This window comes from Mesotoga infera, from assembly GCA_011045915.1.
GTDB classification, from domain to species: Bacteria; Thermotogota; Thermotogae; order Petrotogales; family Kosmotogaceae; genus Mesotoga; species Mesotoga infera_D.
Map to the genome: position 1 here is coordinate 1 of DSBT01000201.1, position 16,703 is coordinate 16,703.

Below are 16,703 nucleotides of genomic sequence, written 5' to 3' on the forward strand. Positions count from 1 at the left end.
GCTGCTACTGCCTGTCCGAAACCTCGAGCTCATTATTATCCACAACACATTCTCTGGAGATCAATCATCATTTCCAGACACGGTCATCACTATCAAGCAGACCTGATTCTATGCGCTTCTTTGTTCAGCTTAAATCCCCACTCTTGATACTCTCGAATATGGTTCTTCTCGAAGCGCAGCTTCATCTCAGACTTAGAGTGTCTTCTCGCTCTCTCGATCTTGCATTCGTTCCTTCAGAGACACCCTCCGCCACTTCGTGGCCCTCCTCCCTCAAGGGAGGATTTAAGATCAGGATCATCAGGAGCCAAATACGGCATGTACTGCCAAGGGAGAAGGAGCATGATATGATTTCTGTTTAGTTCCCTGACTTTTGGGTAATGATTAGTTCCTCAAGGTAGGATAAAGATCATGATTTTCAGGGGCTAACCACAGCATTCGTACAAGCACCAGTACATGATTGGCATTTAACTCCCTGACTAATAGGCTATGATGAGATCTCTAGAGCGGGCGTTAAGCAAAACTGGATATTAAACGCTCCTCAGCGGATTTCACCGGCTTTAGATGGATATAATGTGACTTGATTTTCCTTTTTTTTGATGGGTCAATTGTATATAATATTTAGTAAGAGACTATTACGAAATAGGTTTCTTCAGTTGTTTGAGGTGAGAGAGTGATATCCAAGCCCAGCGACCTTAAGGGGAAAAACATAGGAAGAGTAATCCAGCTACTCCTCGCAAAGCCCGACACACCAAGGGTCGAGCTCGCGAGGCAGACAGAGCTAACAAAGACCACAATTTCCTCGATTGTTGCGTCGCTGATAGATCTCGGGATAGCTGAAGAGCTTTCGGGAGAGAAGACGGGTCTTGTCGGCAAGGCGCCGATTCCTGTAAGGATACGCAGTGATGCTGCAACGGTTATCGGAGTGAACCTCGCAAGAGGCAGTACGACAGGTGTGGCCATGTCAGCCAGCGGCAAGCTTCTCGCTTCATGTGTTAAGTCAGTCTCTAACAAGACCAGGGCCGATGCCACGGCCAATCTCTTCGATGTTGTTCAAAGACTGATCAATAAGTCTTACAGGAATGAAACTAGGGTAGATGCTATTGGAATTGGAGCTCCCTCCCCACTGGATAAGAAGAGTGGGGTAATCTACTCTCCATTTGGCCTTAATGACTGGCGGGATTTTGCGATAGGTGAGATTACTGAGAAGAGGTTTGGCCTTCCCGTCTTTCTCGTTAATGATGGTGATGGCGCGGCCTTTGGCATGAAATGTTTCGGAAAGTGCAGAGGCATCAGTTCCTTTATAAGTCTGTATTTCGACGAAGGAATTGGCGCCGGAATAATCCTGAAAGATGAGATTTACAGCGGGAGTTTCGGCTATTCTGGAGAGATCAGCTACGCTCTTCTTAAGAGCTTTTGTGATGAGCCGATGGATAACAGCAGCTTAAGTCTGGATACAATTGTATCAGCTCTGAACTCCGAGCTTGGAGAGAATCTCGAAAGTATCGATGAGTTTCTCCGCAAAGGATCTGCCTTAGGTCGAAGAATGGCCTCTGTAATCGGAAGAGTCGGCGATGAGCTGGGTCGCATTGCGGCGCTTGTTTCCAACATTTTCGGCCCGGAAGCCGTGGTAGTCAATGGAAAGCTTCTGGATTTCGGAGAGATCTTCTTCGAAGTTTTGAAAAGCTCTTTCGAATCCAACCTCTTTTCGGGAGATCAAGTTCGGCTTTTGGAGGGCAACAATGACCAATTTGAAGCATTCTCGACCGGAGCCGCGAGTTATGCGATATTCAGTTACTTGATGAGCAAGGCACTAACAGATTAGCACCACAAAACTACAAAAGGGGGCATGCAAATGAAAAAGAGAGTTTTTATTTCGCTGCTATTGGTAATGTTGATCGGAGTCTTTTCATTCGGTGTAGTCACGCTCAATTTCATCGAGGTTCTTACTAGTCCTGCGAGGACACAGGTAATCAAGGAGATCATCGCAGATTTCGAGGCCAAGAACCCGGATATCAAGATAAATCTCATATCTCCGCCTTATGAGCAGGCCGATCAGAGGGCAACGCTCATGCTCAACACTAATCAGGCTCTTGACATCATCGAAGTCAGAGACTACACAGTGAAGCAGTTTGTGAACAACGGAAAGCTAGAGAACCTCGAGAGCTATCTCGCTGGCTGGGAGCACAATGACACTCTCACTTTCGTCGCGAACCAGGCCGCAAGAACCGTAGATGACACTGCATTCATCGTGCCGCAGTTCTTCTTCATCAAGGGACTCTTCGTGAGAACGGACGTCCTCGAAGAATTAGGTGTCAACTACATTCCAAAGACGATGAGCGAGTTAGTTGAACTCTGTATCGAGATCACAGATCCGGACAAGAATCAGTTCGGATTCGGATTCAGGGGAAAGTCCTGGGAGTTCAAATTCTCTGATCTGATCGCCACATCATTCTTGAGCGACATCGATGCAGCCAATATCTATAAGACTCAGTCCGGAGATGTCTACTTCGATGACCCGAGGGCGCTTGAGGGACTTAAGATGTATGTTAGACTCTTCGAAGGTGGAGTCCCCGCTGACGGAATCAACTGGGGATTCAACGAACAGGTCAATGCCTTTGTGTCGGGAATTACTCCGTTCCTTATTCAGGACCCGGATACGGTTGCCCTGGTGGATGAGATGCTTGGAAGAGAGTATTACACGGTGGTCCCGGTTCCAGTAGGTCCTTCGGGAAAAGCTTATCTGGACTATGGATTCAGTGGACTTGGAATCCCTTCATACTCGAAGCATAAGGAAGAGGCATGGGAATTCATTAAGTATATCTCTAGCCCCGAGGTTAACGCATACTACAGTAAGAGTTACGGCCCGCTTCCAATCCATTCTTCCACATATGAGAATGATCCGTACTTCAGTTCCGGCGTCTACACGGCATGGAGTTACATGATGAGTCATCCGGAAAAGTACGTCTTCGCGTCCTACCCACTTGACTCCGAAAAGTGGCCGGGTTGGCCCGAGATTCATCAGCAGGATATGCAGTCACTGCTCCTCGGCGACACAACGATCGAGGCCGTTGCCGCCAAATGGGCTGAGTACTGGGCAGACTGATCAAGAACTGAAAGAGATTGATTAACGATTCGGCACGGCGGAAAGAGATTCAATGATTTCAACGCCGTGCCGTTTTTCTGAAATATGCAGACCGGTCTACTGAGAGGTGTTGGATTTGAGAAAGAGCTTCTGGAAGTTTTTCATAATGATGATTCCAGCTTTCATCCTCCTGATTGTTTTCACATACACTCCCATAATTCGCGGCGGAGTTATGGCCTTTCAACGCTACAATATGTTCGACCTCTCTAAGATAGGGTTTATAGGACTTGGCAACTTCGAAGCAATAATAAACGATCGCAATTTCGATTTCTTCAGAATAGTTGTCAACACGCTGGTGTGGGTCTTCTTCTCTCTGGTATTCCAATTCGGGCTCGGCTTTGGTCTTGCCCTCCTGATGAGAAAGCCCTTCAAGGGAAGAGGGGTCTATTCGGCCCTAGTATTCTATCCTTGGGCCGTGTCGGGTTTTGCTATCGGCCTTATCTGGGCGTGGATGTTCAACGGTCAGTTCGGCATAGTAAATGACATTCTTGTGAGGCTGGGGATAATAGGCAATCCTATTGGCTTCCTTTCTAATCCGAAGTATGCGATGATGTCAGTGATAATCGCCAACGTCTGGTATGGGATACCCTACTTCGCCATCATGCTGCTTGCAGCTCTTCAATCGGTCCCTAATGAGCTTTACGAAGCTTCCAGAATCGATGGAGCAAACAGGTTCAAGCAATTGTTCAAAATAACCATACCTTACATAAGGCCGACCATTATCAGTACGGTCCTTCTAAGAACTATGTGGATCATGAATTTTCCGGAGATAATCTATGGTATGACCGGTGGAGGGCCGGCCAATTCGACGCAAATATTGGCGACTCACATGATTAACAGGATCTACCAGTTCTATGATTACGGCCAGGGCGCGGCGATTGGCTTCATAATAATGTCGATGCTGCTGCTGTATGCGATTGTGTTCCTGAACATCTCTTCCCGAAAGGAGGTTACCGTATGAAGGCGCTCATGAAGGTTATTGGCAAGATATTGAAGATCCTCGCTCTTGGGTTGTATCTTTTGGCTGCGCTCTTGCCTCTTTACTGGGTAGTGGTGACATCCTTCAAGGGTTCTAGAGAGATCTACACCTTTCCGCTGAAGTATCTTCCTGAGAAGCTGTCGTTTGAGAGTTACGCCAAGCTATTTGGCTTCGCAAACTTTGGGGTGTACTTTCGAAACAGCGCAATATTGGCTCTTGCATCGGCCTTCGTGGCCATGCTTATATCTATGTTCAGCGGGTATGCTCTCTCTCGAATTCAGGCGAAAAAATTCAGGAACGGGACATTGCTTGCCATGTATTTTACGCAGATGGTGCCGCCGTTCATACTTATGGCCCCGCTGTTCGTAATGCTCGCGAATTACGGGATGACCGATAGACTTTCTACGTTGTTCATTCTATATGTGACTATGGTAATTGCGTTCAGCACTATCATGTCAAAGAGCTTCTTTGACAGGATCCCCGTTTCTCTGGAGGAGGCCGCAGTGATTGACGGCTGTAATACTTTGCAGGCAATGTTCAAAGTTGTATTTCCCCTTACGAGACCTGGACTGGCGGCGATTTTCAGTTTTGCCTTCGTGAATATCTGGAACGAGCTGTTTCTGGCGTCAATGTTCATCTTCTCGGACGAAAAGATGACGGTTCCCGTTGCGCTGAACTCCTTCATCTCAAAGGCAGGCATAAGCTGGGATGTCTTGAGCGCGGGACTTGTTCTCTCTCTATTACCGACGATGATAGTGTTCGCCTTTGCCCAGAGATACATAATTGCCGGGCTTACCGAAGGCGCAATAAAAGGATAAAAAGACTGGAGGATTTTGAGAATGCAGAAAAAGCACATAACAGAGATTTTGCACCATCTTGGAGAAGAGGATTTACCTAGCGGAGCGGTCAATCCTCCATTATTCCAGACTTCGATTTTTTCGTTCAAGGACTTTGACGACTTTTCAACGGCCCTTTCGGATGAGACGAACCACTTTCTGTACACGAGGGGAAACAATCCTACTGTAAACATTCTTGAAAAGAAATTGGCTGCGCTTGAGCATGCGGAGAGAGCAAAGCTTTTCGCGTCGGGTGTCGCAGCGATAGTCTCCAGTATTTCGGCTTTTGTGCAGAGCGGCGATCATATAGTGACGATAAAGGATTGCTACAGCTGGACATCCACGTACGTGGCGAAGTATCTGGCAAGATTCGGTGTAGAACACACTTTTGTGGAAGGAAGCGATGCGAATGAACTTGAAGCGGCGCTCAGACCTAACACAAAGATCATATATCTCGAAAGCCCGACAACTTTCACTTTCAAACTTCAGGACCTTACTGAAGTGTCCTCGCTGGGAAGATCGAGGGGAATCAAGACGATAATCGACAATACATGGGCAACTCCGATTTATCAGAATCCGATTGATTTCGGTATTGATCTCGTAGTCCATTCGGCTTCAAAATACCTTGGGGGAAACAGCGATGTAGTAGGCGGTGTCGTTGCCGGTTCGAATGAAGATGTCAAGAGAATCTTCGAAAAGGAGTTTCTAAATACCGGGGCCGTCCCCGATCCCTTTGCCGCCTGGCTGATACTGAGGGGAATCAGGACTCTTCACATCCGTATGCCGGTTCATTTCCAGAATGCGATGGAGCTCAGCAGAAGAATGCAGGAAAATGAAGCCGTTGAATATGTCCTGTATCCAATGCTCGAATCTTCGGATCAGTACTCTCTTGCGAAAAAACAGATGAGGGGAGGTTCCGGCCTCTTTTCGTTCAAACTCAAAACAAGAGACATCGACAGGATAAAGAAGTTTGTGAACTCTCTCAAGTTCTTCAGGAGGGCAGTGAGCTGGGGCGGGTATGAGAGCCTTGTCTCTCCCTATGCGGTTTCTCACAGAGATCCCGGTGAGAATGTCTCCCTAATACGGATTCACGCAGGATTGGAGGAAATTGAAGTCCTTTCCGAGGATCTTGAGAGCGCAATTAGATCCGCTCTTTGAGTGGTTTTTGGCAGACCGCTCATGAGAAACGACTTTCCGGGATATTGGAGGAGATATTGTGTATCATTCTAGATATGAGTCGTGCGTAAGGCTCAAAAAGGAACTGTCTGAGCTCTTTCCCTATACTGTGAGAGAAAGGGAAAGGATCGATGACTGGCAATTCAGCGGATCGCGCTCGGAAACTCCGCCTGAAGAAGGATGGGAAGAGATATCTGCCGGTTACTGCTGGGATGAAGAGAACTTTCCCGTCTGGTTCAGATCGAGTCTCGAGAGAGGAAAGCTCGGAGACGGTGAAAGACTCTTTTTGAGAGTCGTCCCGGGAGGCGAGAGTCTTGTAATGGTAGATGGTCGTTCTTATGGCGAGATAAACGTCTATCATCAACTTCTGGATGTCACGAGACTTGCAGACGGAAGGCGTCATATTCTGGATATTCAGACCGTCCCTAAGGGGCTCTTCGGAACCCATCTGCCCGGACCCGTCTTTGAAGCTGCGGAACTGCTCGTTGTAGATGAATCGGTTTCGGGGACCTATCTCGATTTCATGGTGGCAATAGATGTCCTTGAAGCGACAATGGATGACCTTCTAGCAGAGAAACTATTGAACATCATCAGCGCTTGCCTCTCGGCAATTGAACTGCCGAGATCGACGGATCAGTACTTCAAGACCGCTCCCGACAATCCCACCCTTTTTGGTCAGCAGCAATACGGAAGCGTCAATCATCTCTGGCACTCCCCAAATTTCGGGAAGTCGAGCGGCAACGAATTGCCCGAAGTGTACAAAGTTACGGTAATCAGCGCGCGCGACAATCTGAAAGATTCAATAGTGAAGCTTACAGAGGAGCACGGACCCACAGGCTCTGTTCAGGTTGCCGGGCAGGCGCATATTGATTATGCGTGGCTATGGCCGATCGACGAAACGAAAAGAAAGATCAGAAGAACCTTTGCCAATGCTCTGAGGCTTATGGAGAAATATCCCGAGTTCGTGTATATCCAGTCTTCGGCACAGATGTACAAGGATCTCAAAGAGAACGATCCAGACCTCTACGAGAGAGTCAGGGATAGTATTGTGCGGGGAAGCTGGGAAGCGATAGGCGGAATGTGGGTAGAAAGCGATTGCAACATTGCCAGCGCAGAATCACTCGCGAGGCAGTTCCTCTACGGCCAGCGGTTCTTTGAAGAGGAGTTTGGTGTCAGGTCGTCGGTCGCGTGGCTGCCCGATGTCTTCGGTTTCTCCTGGATACTTCCCCAGATCATGAAAGAGGCGGGAATAAAGTACTTCTCCACGACTAAACTGAAATGGAATGAGAAGAACCGCTTTCCCCTTGACCTCTTCCGATGGAGAGGTCTGGACGGAAGCGAGATTGTCTGTCATTTCTTCGATAACCCTCAAGGGGGCTACAACGGAATGATCAACCCCGAAGCGATTCTTGGAACATGGGATAACTTCCAGAACAAGCAGGTTCACAACAAGACCGTCACAACTTTTGGATACGGTGACGGCGGCGGGGGTCCGACCGACGAAATGCTTGAGTACTATGAACGGCTGAAGAACTATCCCGGCATGCCCAGTCTTGAAATGGCCCCGCTGCAGAAGTACTACGAGAATCTGCCGAAGGATGTCGAGCTGCCCCTCTGGGATGACGAACTCTACTTCGAACTGCACAGGGGTACTTTCACGACTCAGGCAAGAACAAAGAAGCTTCACAAAGAGGCCGAAGACGCACTGTACAGACTTGAGGTATTTGGAGCGCTACTTGTCGAGAGAGAAGAATATCCGATCGAGAGAGTTAGAAGGCTTTGGGAAATGCTCCTTCACAACGAATTTCACGACATCCTTCCCGGCTCATCGATAAACGAAGCGCATCATCAGGCCGAAAGTGAACTCGGCAAGGTGATCGCCGAGGCGAATGAGATCTCTGGAGGCTTCCTGAGTTCTGGGAGCGATGGAAATGCCTCTTTCAGAACCGTTATCAATGCAGGGTCCTTTTCCCGAGAAGTAGTCTTTTCCGATGAAGACGACAGATGTTTGCGCAGGTCCGACGGCAAGAAGCTTGCTTCCCAAAGAACACATGATGGGAAGTCCATATACAGTTTCGGCGAAAAGATCTCTCCATTCTCCGCTCAAGTCTTCGAATACATAAACGAGAAAGTCGATCGGCATGCGCCCGACGACGATACCGTAATGGAGAACGCTTACTTGATCGTTGAAGTGAATGCCGACGGAAGCATATCTGCTTACGACAAGATTCTTGACAGGCCGCTTCTTTCTGGACCGGGAAACTCTCTCTATGTATACAAAGACATTCCCGTTGCATGGGACGGCTGGGATATCGATCATGACTATGCCGGATCGAGAAGAAAGCTCGATGCTTCTGAAGTGAGAACGATAGAAAGCGGTCCGGTAAGAAAGGTTGTTCAGGCAACCTATCATTACGAGGGAAGCTCGATAATACAGAGATACGTTCTGAATGCCCTTTCAAAGAGACTGGATATTGAAACTGAAATCGAATGGCATACGAGAAGGACTTTGCTGAAGGCCAATTTTCCCATCAATCTTCTCACCCGGGAAATCAAGTGTGACCTTTCGGCCGGTTATTCGCTCAGAAGCACTAGGGTCAGAAACTCATTCGAAAATGCGCGATTCGAATTTCCGGCGCATCGATGGGTGGAGGTATCGGAACCGGGCTTCGCCGTCTCCATATTGAATGACGGAAAGTATGGCCATGCCTGCCAGAATTCAGACGTCTCATTGACGCTTCTCAGATCGCCTATCTATCCCGATTTCTTCGCAGATGAGGGAAGGCACGGTTTCACCTATTCCTTGTTTTCCCATGACTCCACAGACGCTCTTAAGGCAGTTACAGAAGCAGAAAGTCTAAATAAGCCTCTAGTTCTGGCATCAGGCAGTCTCAATTTGAGTGAAGATTGCCTTAGGATATCGGCCGGGAATCTAAAAGTTCTCGCCCTGAAGCATTCCGAGAGTACCGGTTATGTGCTCAGACTGGCCGAAGTTGAAGGCAGATGTGGAGTCGCCAGTGTCAGAACTTCCCTGCCCTTTGATCGCTGCTGGATTTCCAACATTCTTGAAGACAGAGTCCGCGAACTTCCTGTTGTAGATGGAAGGGTTCAGCTCGAGTACAGGCAGTTCGGCTTACATACTCTGATTTTTGAGTGAAGTGAATAGTCAAGGAATGTGATGAAGATGAATGAAGTAAAAGGCAAGATACTGGGAATAGATATTGGAGGCACAAAGACCGCGGTTGTTTTGGGCGATGAAGATCTGAATATCATCAGGAGAAGAGAGTTTCCTACCGAACCCGACAGAGGCTTTGAAAGCTTTTTAGAGAGACTTTCCTTAGAAATCGATCTTCTAGTGGAGAGGAATGTTCCGGCAAGAGCGGGAGTATCTGTTGGGGGTCCAATGGATTCAAATACGGGGACTCTTTTTAATCCTCCTCATCTCAGGTGGGGGGTGGTCAACATAATTCAGCCGCTTGAAAAGCGTTTTAATTTCTCCGTGACCGTCCAGCATGATGGAAGAGCGGGGGCCCTTGCAGAGAGTATTCTTGGAGCGGGCAGGGGTTTCTCAAACATTATCTTTCTGACGCTGGGAACCGGTCTTGGAGCAGGAATAATCATAGATGGCAAAGTGTACAATGGGTCGAAGGGATTAGCCGGAGAGGTAGGCCACATGAGAGTGGCCGAAGACGGACCCTCGCTCTTCGGCAAGAATGGTTCCTGGGAGTCATATTGCGGTGGAACCGGGATTTCACTGTATGCCAGTTATAGATTTCCGGAGAGATTCAGACGGGGAACGAGCACTGAGGAGATCGCAGGTATGGCCCTAAAGGGAGATCCTTACGCTGTCACAGTACTTGAGGAAAGCGGAACTTACTTCGGCAAAGGACTGGCTGTGCTGCTGGACATTCTAGATCCTGGCAGGATAATACTTGGAAATCTTGCGTGGCGTCTTCCCGAAGTATGGCTGGAGTCTGCCATGAAAGAGGCTGTCGGCGAGTCTTTGATCGGTGAGGAAGCGAGAGAAAGAGTTGTCCTCTCCGGGCTCAAAGAGAAGATCGGTGATTATGCGGCCTTGATTGTGGCCAGCCGAAGAGGAGGGAGAGGATAGTAGATGGAGCTTGAAGAAGTGGCCCGAAAGGCCTTTGAAGAAAGCATACGGGTTAAGAGAGATTTCATTGAGCGTTATGAAGACGTTCTTCTAGAGGTTGCCCGTGAGGTTACGCGTAGAATCGGCAACGGCGGTACGGTCTATTTCATGGGAAATGGAGGAAGCGCTGCAGATGCCGCTCATCTGGCAGCGGAACTTGTGGGAAGATTCTATCTTGAGAGAAGACCGATAAGGGCGGTATCATTGCCCAGCAACGACTCGATTCTTACCGAAATCCCGAATGATTTCGGATATGATCAGATCTTTTCGAGACAGCTGGAAGCCTTTTTGAGAGAAGAGGATGTTGTGATAGCCATAAGCACAAGCGGAAACTCGAAGAATATCTTAAGGGCTCTCGAAGTGGCAAGGAAAAGGCTATCTTTGAGAATAGGTATGACCGGCAGGACTGGCGGCGACATGATCGATCGCTGTGACTATTTGTTCAAGGTTGATTCAACGGATGTGCCGAGAATACAGGAGACGCACATAACACTGGGACACGTGCTGTGCCAGCTAATAGAAGCGATGGTAGCTGAAAAAAATTGAATTGGCAGATATGAAACGGTAGGTGGAATGATGAGATACGAAGGGAAGTTCGAGGTATTTGACAGTTCAAGTGTAAGAACCTATCCGCTTAAGGATAGACCAAGCGAGGTCTCTATCTCAGACTTGATCGATGAAAATAAAGTGATCGATGAAGTCGAAAGCTACTCCTCAGGAGACTTGGAAGAGCTGGCTTCGAAGGTTGTGGAAGCTAAGAGTCAGGAAAAGCCGGTGATAGTGTTCAGCGGGGCCCATATAATCAAGAATGGGATGGGCCCGCTTCTTTCATCGCTCATAAAAAAGGGAATCGTCTCCGCCCTTGGCGTCAACGGGGCCTTTACAATACACGATTTCGAACTGGCCTACAGTGGAAAGACCTCCGAGAGCATTCCAAACGCCTTGTCAGAAGGGCTTTTCGGTTTTGCAGAAGAGACGAACAAATACATAAACCAGGCACTTGTCCATGGAAACAGGCTTCGTATTGGTTATGGAGAGGCAATGGGCAGATTGATATCTGGCGAACCCTTTCCCGAAAAGGTGAAATTCATGTATCCCGAGGCATCGGTTCAGTATAGCGCATACAAGAAGGATATTCCGCTCTGTGTTCACTGCGCCGTGGGAACAGATATCTATCATATGACGGCTTACTTCGACGGAGAGGCTCTTGGGGGTTGCTCCGGAAGAGATTTTCTTATATTTGCCAACGAGATTTCAAAACTGGTTAACGGCGGAGTAGTAATAGTTGTCGGTTCGGCCGTGATAGGGGTTGAAGCGATACTGAAGGCGATTTCGATGGCCGCAAATGTTGGAAAACCTCCAAAGGGAATTACAACGGCCAGCTTCGATATGAGAGAGGCTGATCTCGAACAAACTTCCAAGAACAACAAGAGTGCTCCATCGTATTACTTTAGGGATATAAAATCGATCGTTACAAGAATTCCAGAAGCATTCGGTGGTGCTGGTTACTACATAAAGGGCGACCACAGAGAGACTCTGCCGGCATTTTACAGGTCGATTGTGAGGAGATCGTCATGAAATCAATGAATGAAAAGAAGCCAAGGATCCTCGTAGTCGGAGACTTATTTCTAGACAGATACGTCTATTACGACCCGGCACTGTCTAAGCCAAGCCTGGAGACAGAGCTAATGACGATAACCGGAATCAAAGAGGAGTATTCCCCCGGGGCAGCCGGAAACGTGGCGAAGAATCTTGCGATGCTAGATGTAGAGGTAATTGTGCTAGGCCCTGTGGGATGCGAAGGAAGGCAGTACGATCTCGAAAGAGAACTCAGTAAGCATGGCATATGTACTCAGTTCCTAATAAAGTCGCACTCCCATGTAACGCCCGTCTATACTAAGTTCATAAACACAAACACGGGAGAGGAGGATCTTCCAAGGCTGGACATTCCGCCGATTGGTCTGAACGAGACCAGCAGGGCCGAGATGATAAGAGCAATCGAACTTCTTGTGCCGACTGTCGATGCTGTCGTAGTCGAAGACCAGGCAGACATTCCAGGGAGGGGCTGTATAGACGGTGAGATAATATCCCGGCTTCTCGATATGAGCACAAGATTTCGAGACAAGACCTTCGTTGCGGATTCCAGGACTAAGCCCGAGGCCTTTACCGGTTTTCTTGTGAAGCCAAATATGAATGAATTCATATCTGGTTTGAAGAGAATGGGTATCATAGGCAACGATGAAAGCGAAATTCCCCACAAAATACTGGTTCAGCAGTATTTGACGGATTTCTCTCGGAAAGTGAGATCTCCAGTTGTGGTTACCGCCGGCGAGGACGGATCGTTCTGTTTCGAGTATGGTGTGTTGAACCGGGTTTTCAGTCTTGATGGGGAAGTGAGAGATGTCTGCGGGGCGGGAGATGCTTACATTGCAGCACTCGCGGTAGATCATTGCTCCGGAGAGAACCCTCTATTGGATTCGGCTAGAATGGCAACAAAAGCCGCAGCACTCTGCGTCTCTCATAAAGGGACGGGAAAGCTTTCAAGGCAGGCGCTTTCAGAGATGAGCGAACCCGAATATTGCGAAATCGACAATCCATCAATCTTCAGAAACAGCTGCAGGCTTCCTGGCAATGTTAAGCGAGTACTTTTCGATTTTGATGGCACGATTTCTCTACTCAGAGAGGGCTGGCAGCCAATTATGAGAGATCTCATGATACGTTTTATCACAGGAGAGAAGGAGATTGAAGAAGAGGTGCTTTCAAGAATCATGGTCGAGGTAGATGAATTCATTGCCGAGACCACAGGTCTTCAAACAATCCTGCAAATGGAAGGACTCCGTAAGCTCGTTATTGAGTACGGGTTGGTTCCACCAAACGAGATTCTGACTCCGCTGAAGTACAAGAGGATCTATACCGGCTGCTTGAAAAAGATAGTGAAGGAACGGATCAATGAAAACGTGAAGAGCAGATACCTGCTTCGTGGAGCGCTAGGGTTCCTAAAGACGCTGCGAAAAGGAGGAGTCACTCTTCTGCTTGCATCGGGAACCGATAAGGAAGATGTAATAAAGGAAACAAAGTACCTTGGGGTACACAGTTACATGAATGGCGGGGTATTTGGAGCGCTAAACAGCATCGAGGAGTATTCGAAAAAGAAAGTCATTGAAAGGCTAATGAAAGAGGAGAGAATAAGACCTGACGAACTCGTAGTAATTGGTGATGGACCTGTCGAAATTACTGTGGGCAGAGAAGCCGGGGCCTTCACCATAGGGGTTGCCTCAAACGAGAAGGCGGGGTTTGGCTGGAACAAAGAGAAATTCCAAAGACTCGAGAAAGCCGGGGCAGATGTGCTAATTCCGGATTTCTCAACCGGAGCCTCGCTTGCGAAACTGATCTTCAAGAATAAGATCTGATTACGGCTGCGAGTTGAAAGACACGAGACTGCCTCTGGTAGGAGGCCTTCTCAGGTCAACCGTCAACAGTCCACCGTCCTCTGAATACGCGGCCAAAATTGTGCAGGGACGCAAGGCTGACTGAGTCGGGAAGTGATGCTGGAATAAGACATCAGACGCAAGGCTGGCGAAGATCACGCCAGGTCGCAAGGCTGCCTTCGGCAGGAGGCAAAAGAAACCTCAGTCTGCTAACGCAGGCCAGTCGCACTGCGTGCGGCCAGTCACCTTCGGTGGCCAGTCTTTGCTACGCAAAGGCCAGTCAGGCTTCGCCTGGCCAGTTCCGCTTCGCGGGGGAGAAGAGAGGCTTGCTAAGGGAGCGGGTAATCAGAATCGGGTTATGAAGATCAGGATATGGGGATAGACGGGTTTTTCGTTGTCTGTCCCCCCTTAACTGATATAGGTTATCGTCACTTTAGCTTGACACGGGAAATTCATTGGTGGGCACTTTTCTAAAATAGTGAACCTTTCATTTGCCAAGAGCAAGGACTAGATCTCGTATAGGAACATTACGTGATGACAATCTAAGGGATTCTGCAAATCCTTGGTCCTGTCATGCTGAATCTGATTCAGAATCTAGCTCCTTCAATAAGACGAGCCGATGAAGAGCATTGTCGAGACATTCGCTGCACTGACCGAGAGGACGAGATTGTTTATTGTTGCCCGTTATCGAGATCATGAACCAGATCCCGTATAGGAACACTACGGGATGACGAAGTGAGGCACTTCCGAAAGCCGCTTCTCTTCGCCAGACCCCAGACCCTGCAATCGATACCCTGCTCTTGATTCCGTCATGCTGTAAGAGCCGTCCTTAATCCTTCGTCCCAGATCATGGACCCGTCCACCGGAAAAATCGACCGAGAAAGGTCACTGTCGAGAGCTTCCTTCGAGAAAAGAAGAGAATTCAAGGGAAACCATTTCCTGACATGCGACACACAGATAGCCCCATTTGAGAAACATTCTTTGAAAAGGAGTGCAGTTCGAAACGCGCTTCAAAGAGCACACTCCCCACCTCAAGCGATCCCCCCCGCTCAAGCGGGGATTTAAGATCAAGAGAAGAAGAGCGATTGATCCTTTCGACGCTGCGCGTCCATGTTCTTTGTAGAAGAGGCATACTTAAGAGACCAAGGGGAAGAGGTAAGAAGAGCAATTAGATCTTGCCTTTCTAATCTATAATCTCATTCCTGTCACCTCTACAGCGTTTACGAGAGAGAACGAGCCGGATGAGATAAGATCCAGTTTGAGCGCTCAAGCGAGGATTTATGGGCTGTCGCGTCGTCAGAATGACCGAAAGCAAGAAAAGACTGTTATCCCGTAAAGCCTGTCCTTAAGACCTGCCCCAAAATGCTTTTGTTTGGGGTCTCCTCAGGGTCATCCCGTGATGTTTCTGCACGGGATCTCGCTCTCGCCAGACCCTAGACACGACTCCTCCGCTCTTTGTCATTGCTCTTGCCGGAGAACGGAGAACCGCTCAACGTTCAACCAGGTTCTCATGCTCTTTCCTACCCCTACATCGAACCAGCTACAACGGACGACGTAATCAAAAACACAGGTGAGTGCAGAAAATGAAGACAGGAGGACAAAAGTCGTGATCTGTCGAAAAGGCTTGATGGAAGTAAGGCAGAAGGTTCGAAGAAGTATGGCTTGAAAAGGAAGTTTCGTTCCAGTCAGGTTTTCCTTGATCGATATTTGTTTAACAGAAAAGCCGAGAGAAATACGGTAGCCGGGATTGAGAGGATTATCCCTATGCTTCCTGCAATTGCCCTGATTATCTCCGTTGCAATCACGTCCATATTGATTATCCTTATTAGAGGGGTTTCGTATGCCAGAAAAACCAGCATGAGGAAGATAGAGCTCCCTGTATAAGCTAGGATGAGGGTGTTGGTCATCGTTCCCATTATGTCTCTGCCGATATTGAATCCCGATTTCACGAGTTTGCCCGGCGTGATGTCGGGGTTGAGGGATTTCATTTCATACATTGCCGAAGAGATCGACATCGCAACATCCATCACAGCACCCAGTGTCCCAATAATTATTCCGGCAAACAGCAGACCCATAAAATCAAAATGAATGTTCTGGGGTATATACACGAGCATTGTTGCCTCGTCGCTGCTGAGACCCGTCAGGTTTGCAAGTGAGCCGGTTACGTAAGCAATAACGCTTGCAGAAAGCACGCCGCACAATGTACCGAAGGCCGCAGAGAATGATTTTGTGTTGAGACCGGAGACAATTCCGAAAGTAAGTACTGTAATCAGTGCTGCCGACAACGAAGAAGAGCCTATAGGATCGAATCCGTTCAGTATAAGCGGCAACATCACTTTAATTATTATCAGACCCGTGATAGTAAGAGTTATGAAGGATTTGAGCCCGGAGATCCTTCCGATGAAAAGAAGCAAGGCAATGAACAAGAGCACGATAATGAAGACGTATCTTTGCCTTATAAAGTCAGTTACATGGAAGGTTTCTTCTCCCCTCTGATCAATGTATAGCGCAACGGTATCGTTATCCTCCACGCGAATATCCATCGCGGTGTTGTCTGTAAAGTGGTTCTCGACAATCACCTCTTCACCGGCGTGGATTCCGTTAAGAATCTTGATTCTAAGAGTCTGGAGACCCTTTCCCGAATAGCCACCGGTTTCGTCGAAACTTACGATCTCCAGTACCTTTCCTTTGATCGTACTTTGATCGTTTACCGAAGCATTTATGAAAGTAAAAAGCACATAACCGAACAAGACCGCTCCAATTATATAGAGTAAAGCATTCTTCAATCTCAACTCGAAATCTCCCCGGCGAACTCTCTCTGCTTACCTGGAATTATAGCATCTCATGCAGGACTCGAAGAGAGGACAAAGAAATCGACAGGCCGTTGAGCCGTCAAAGCCAATCGGAGAAAATCTCTCCTTTATAAAACTTGTGTTTCGGATTTTGGAAAAGTTCGTTTGTCATAGCATCTGCTGATATCTTGACTTTATCA

11 protein-coding genes are annotated in these 16,703 nt (G+C 48.0%); 10 read left to right on the forward strand and 1 reads right to left on the reverse strand.

The window, feature by feature from the left end:
- Window positions 1-670 precede the first annotated feature (670 nt).
- From ENN47_07270 to ENN47_07315, 10 genes are all read left to right on the forward strand, one after another.
- Window positions 671-1,822, forward strand: coding sequence for an ROK family transcriptional regulator (locus ENN47_07270; GenBank protein HDP77967.1), 1,152 nt, complete (start codon window positions 671-673; stop codon window positions 1,820-1,822).
- A 30-nt stretch (window positions 1,823-1,852) separates the two neighbouring features.
- Window positions 1,853-3,103 (forward strand): sugar ABC transporter substrate-binding protein, encoded by a 1,251-nt coding sequence (locus ENN47_07275; GenBank protein ID HDP77968.1) that lies wholly within the window; start codon window positions 1,853-1,855, stop codon window positions 3,101-3,103.
- Between the two features lie 115 nt (window positions 3,104-3,218).
- The gene (locus tag ENN47_07280) at window positions 3,219-4,103 is read left to right on the forward strand and encodes a sugar ABC transporter permease (protein HDP77969.1); all 885 of its coding nucleotides are present in this window, start codon (window positions 3,219-3,221) and stop codon (window positions 4,101-4,103) included.
- Window positions 4,100-4,939 (forward strand): carbohydrate ABC transporter permease, encoded by an 840-nt coding sequence (locus tag ENN47_07285; GenBank protein ID HDP77970.1) that lies wholly within the window; start codon window positions 4,100-4,102, stop codon window positions 4,937-4,939. The genes ENN47_07280 and ENN47_07285 overlap by 4 nt, the downstream gene beginning before the upstream one ends.
- Before the next feature lie 21 nt (window positions 4,940-4,960).
- The gene (locus tag ENN47_07290) at window positions 4,961-6,115 is read left to right on the forward strand and encodes a PLP-dependent transferase (GenBank protein ID HDP77971.1); all 1,155 of its coding nucleotides are present in this window, start codon (window positions 4,961-4,963) and stop codon (window positions 6,113-6,115) included.
- A 58-nt stretch (window positions 6,116-6,173) separates the two neighbouring features.
- Window positions 6,174-9,290: an alpha-mannosidase gene (locus ENN47_07295; protein ID HDP77972.1), complete on the forward strand. Its 3,117-nt coding sequence runs from the start codon at window positions 6,174-6,176 to the stop codon at window positions 9,288-9,290.
- Between the two features lie 21 nt (window positions 9,291-9,311).
- Window positions 9,312-10,244 (forward strand): ROK family protein, encoded by a 933-nt coding sequence (locus ENN47_07300; protein ID HDP77973.1) that lies wholly within the window; start codon window positions 9,312-9,314, stop codon window positions 10,242-10,244.
- A 3-nt stretch (window positions 10,245-10,247) separates the two neighbouring features.
- Window positions 10,248-10,829, forward strand: a complete 582-nt coding sequence (locus tag ENN47_07305) for an SIS domain-containing protein (GenBank protein ID HDP77974.1) — start codon at window positions 10,248-10,250, stop codon at window positions 10,827-10,829.
- A gap of 27 nt (window positions 10,830-10,856) precedes the next feature.
- On the forward strand, window positions 10,857-11,861 hold the full coding sequence (locus ENN47_07310; protein ID HDP77975.1) for a hypothetical protein: 1,005 nt from the start codon (window positions 10,857-10,859) through the stop codon (window positions 11,859-11,861).
- On the forward strand, window positions 11,858-13,693 hold the full coding sequence (locus ENN47_07315; protein HDP77976.1) for an adenylyltransferase: 1,836 nt from the start codon (window positions 11,858-11,860) through the stop codon (window positions 13,691-13,693). Before ENN47_07310 ends, ENN47_07315 begins: the two co-directional genes overlap by 4 nt.
- 1,703 nt (window positions 13,694-15,396) lie before the next feature.
- Here the strand turns inward: ENN47_07315 and ENN47_07320 are convergent.
- Window positions 15,397-16,503, reverse strand: a complete 1,107-nt coding sequence (locus ENN47_07320) for a YibE/F family protein (GenBank protein HDP77977.1) — start codon at window positions 16,501-16,503, stop codon at window positions 15,397-15,399.
- Window positions 16,504-16,703 lie beyond the last annotated feature (200 nt).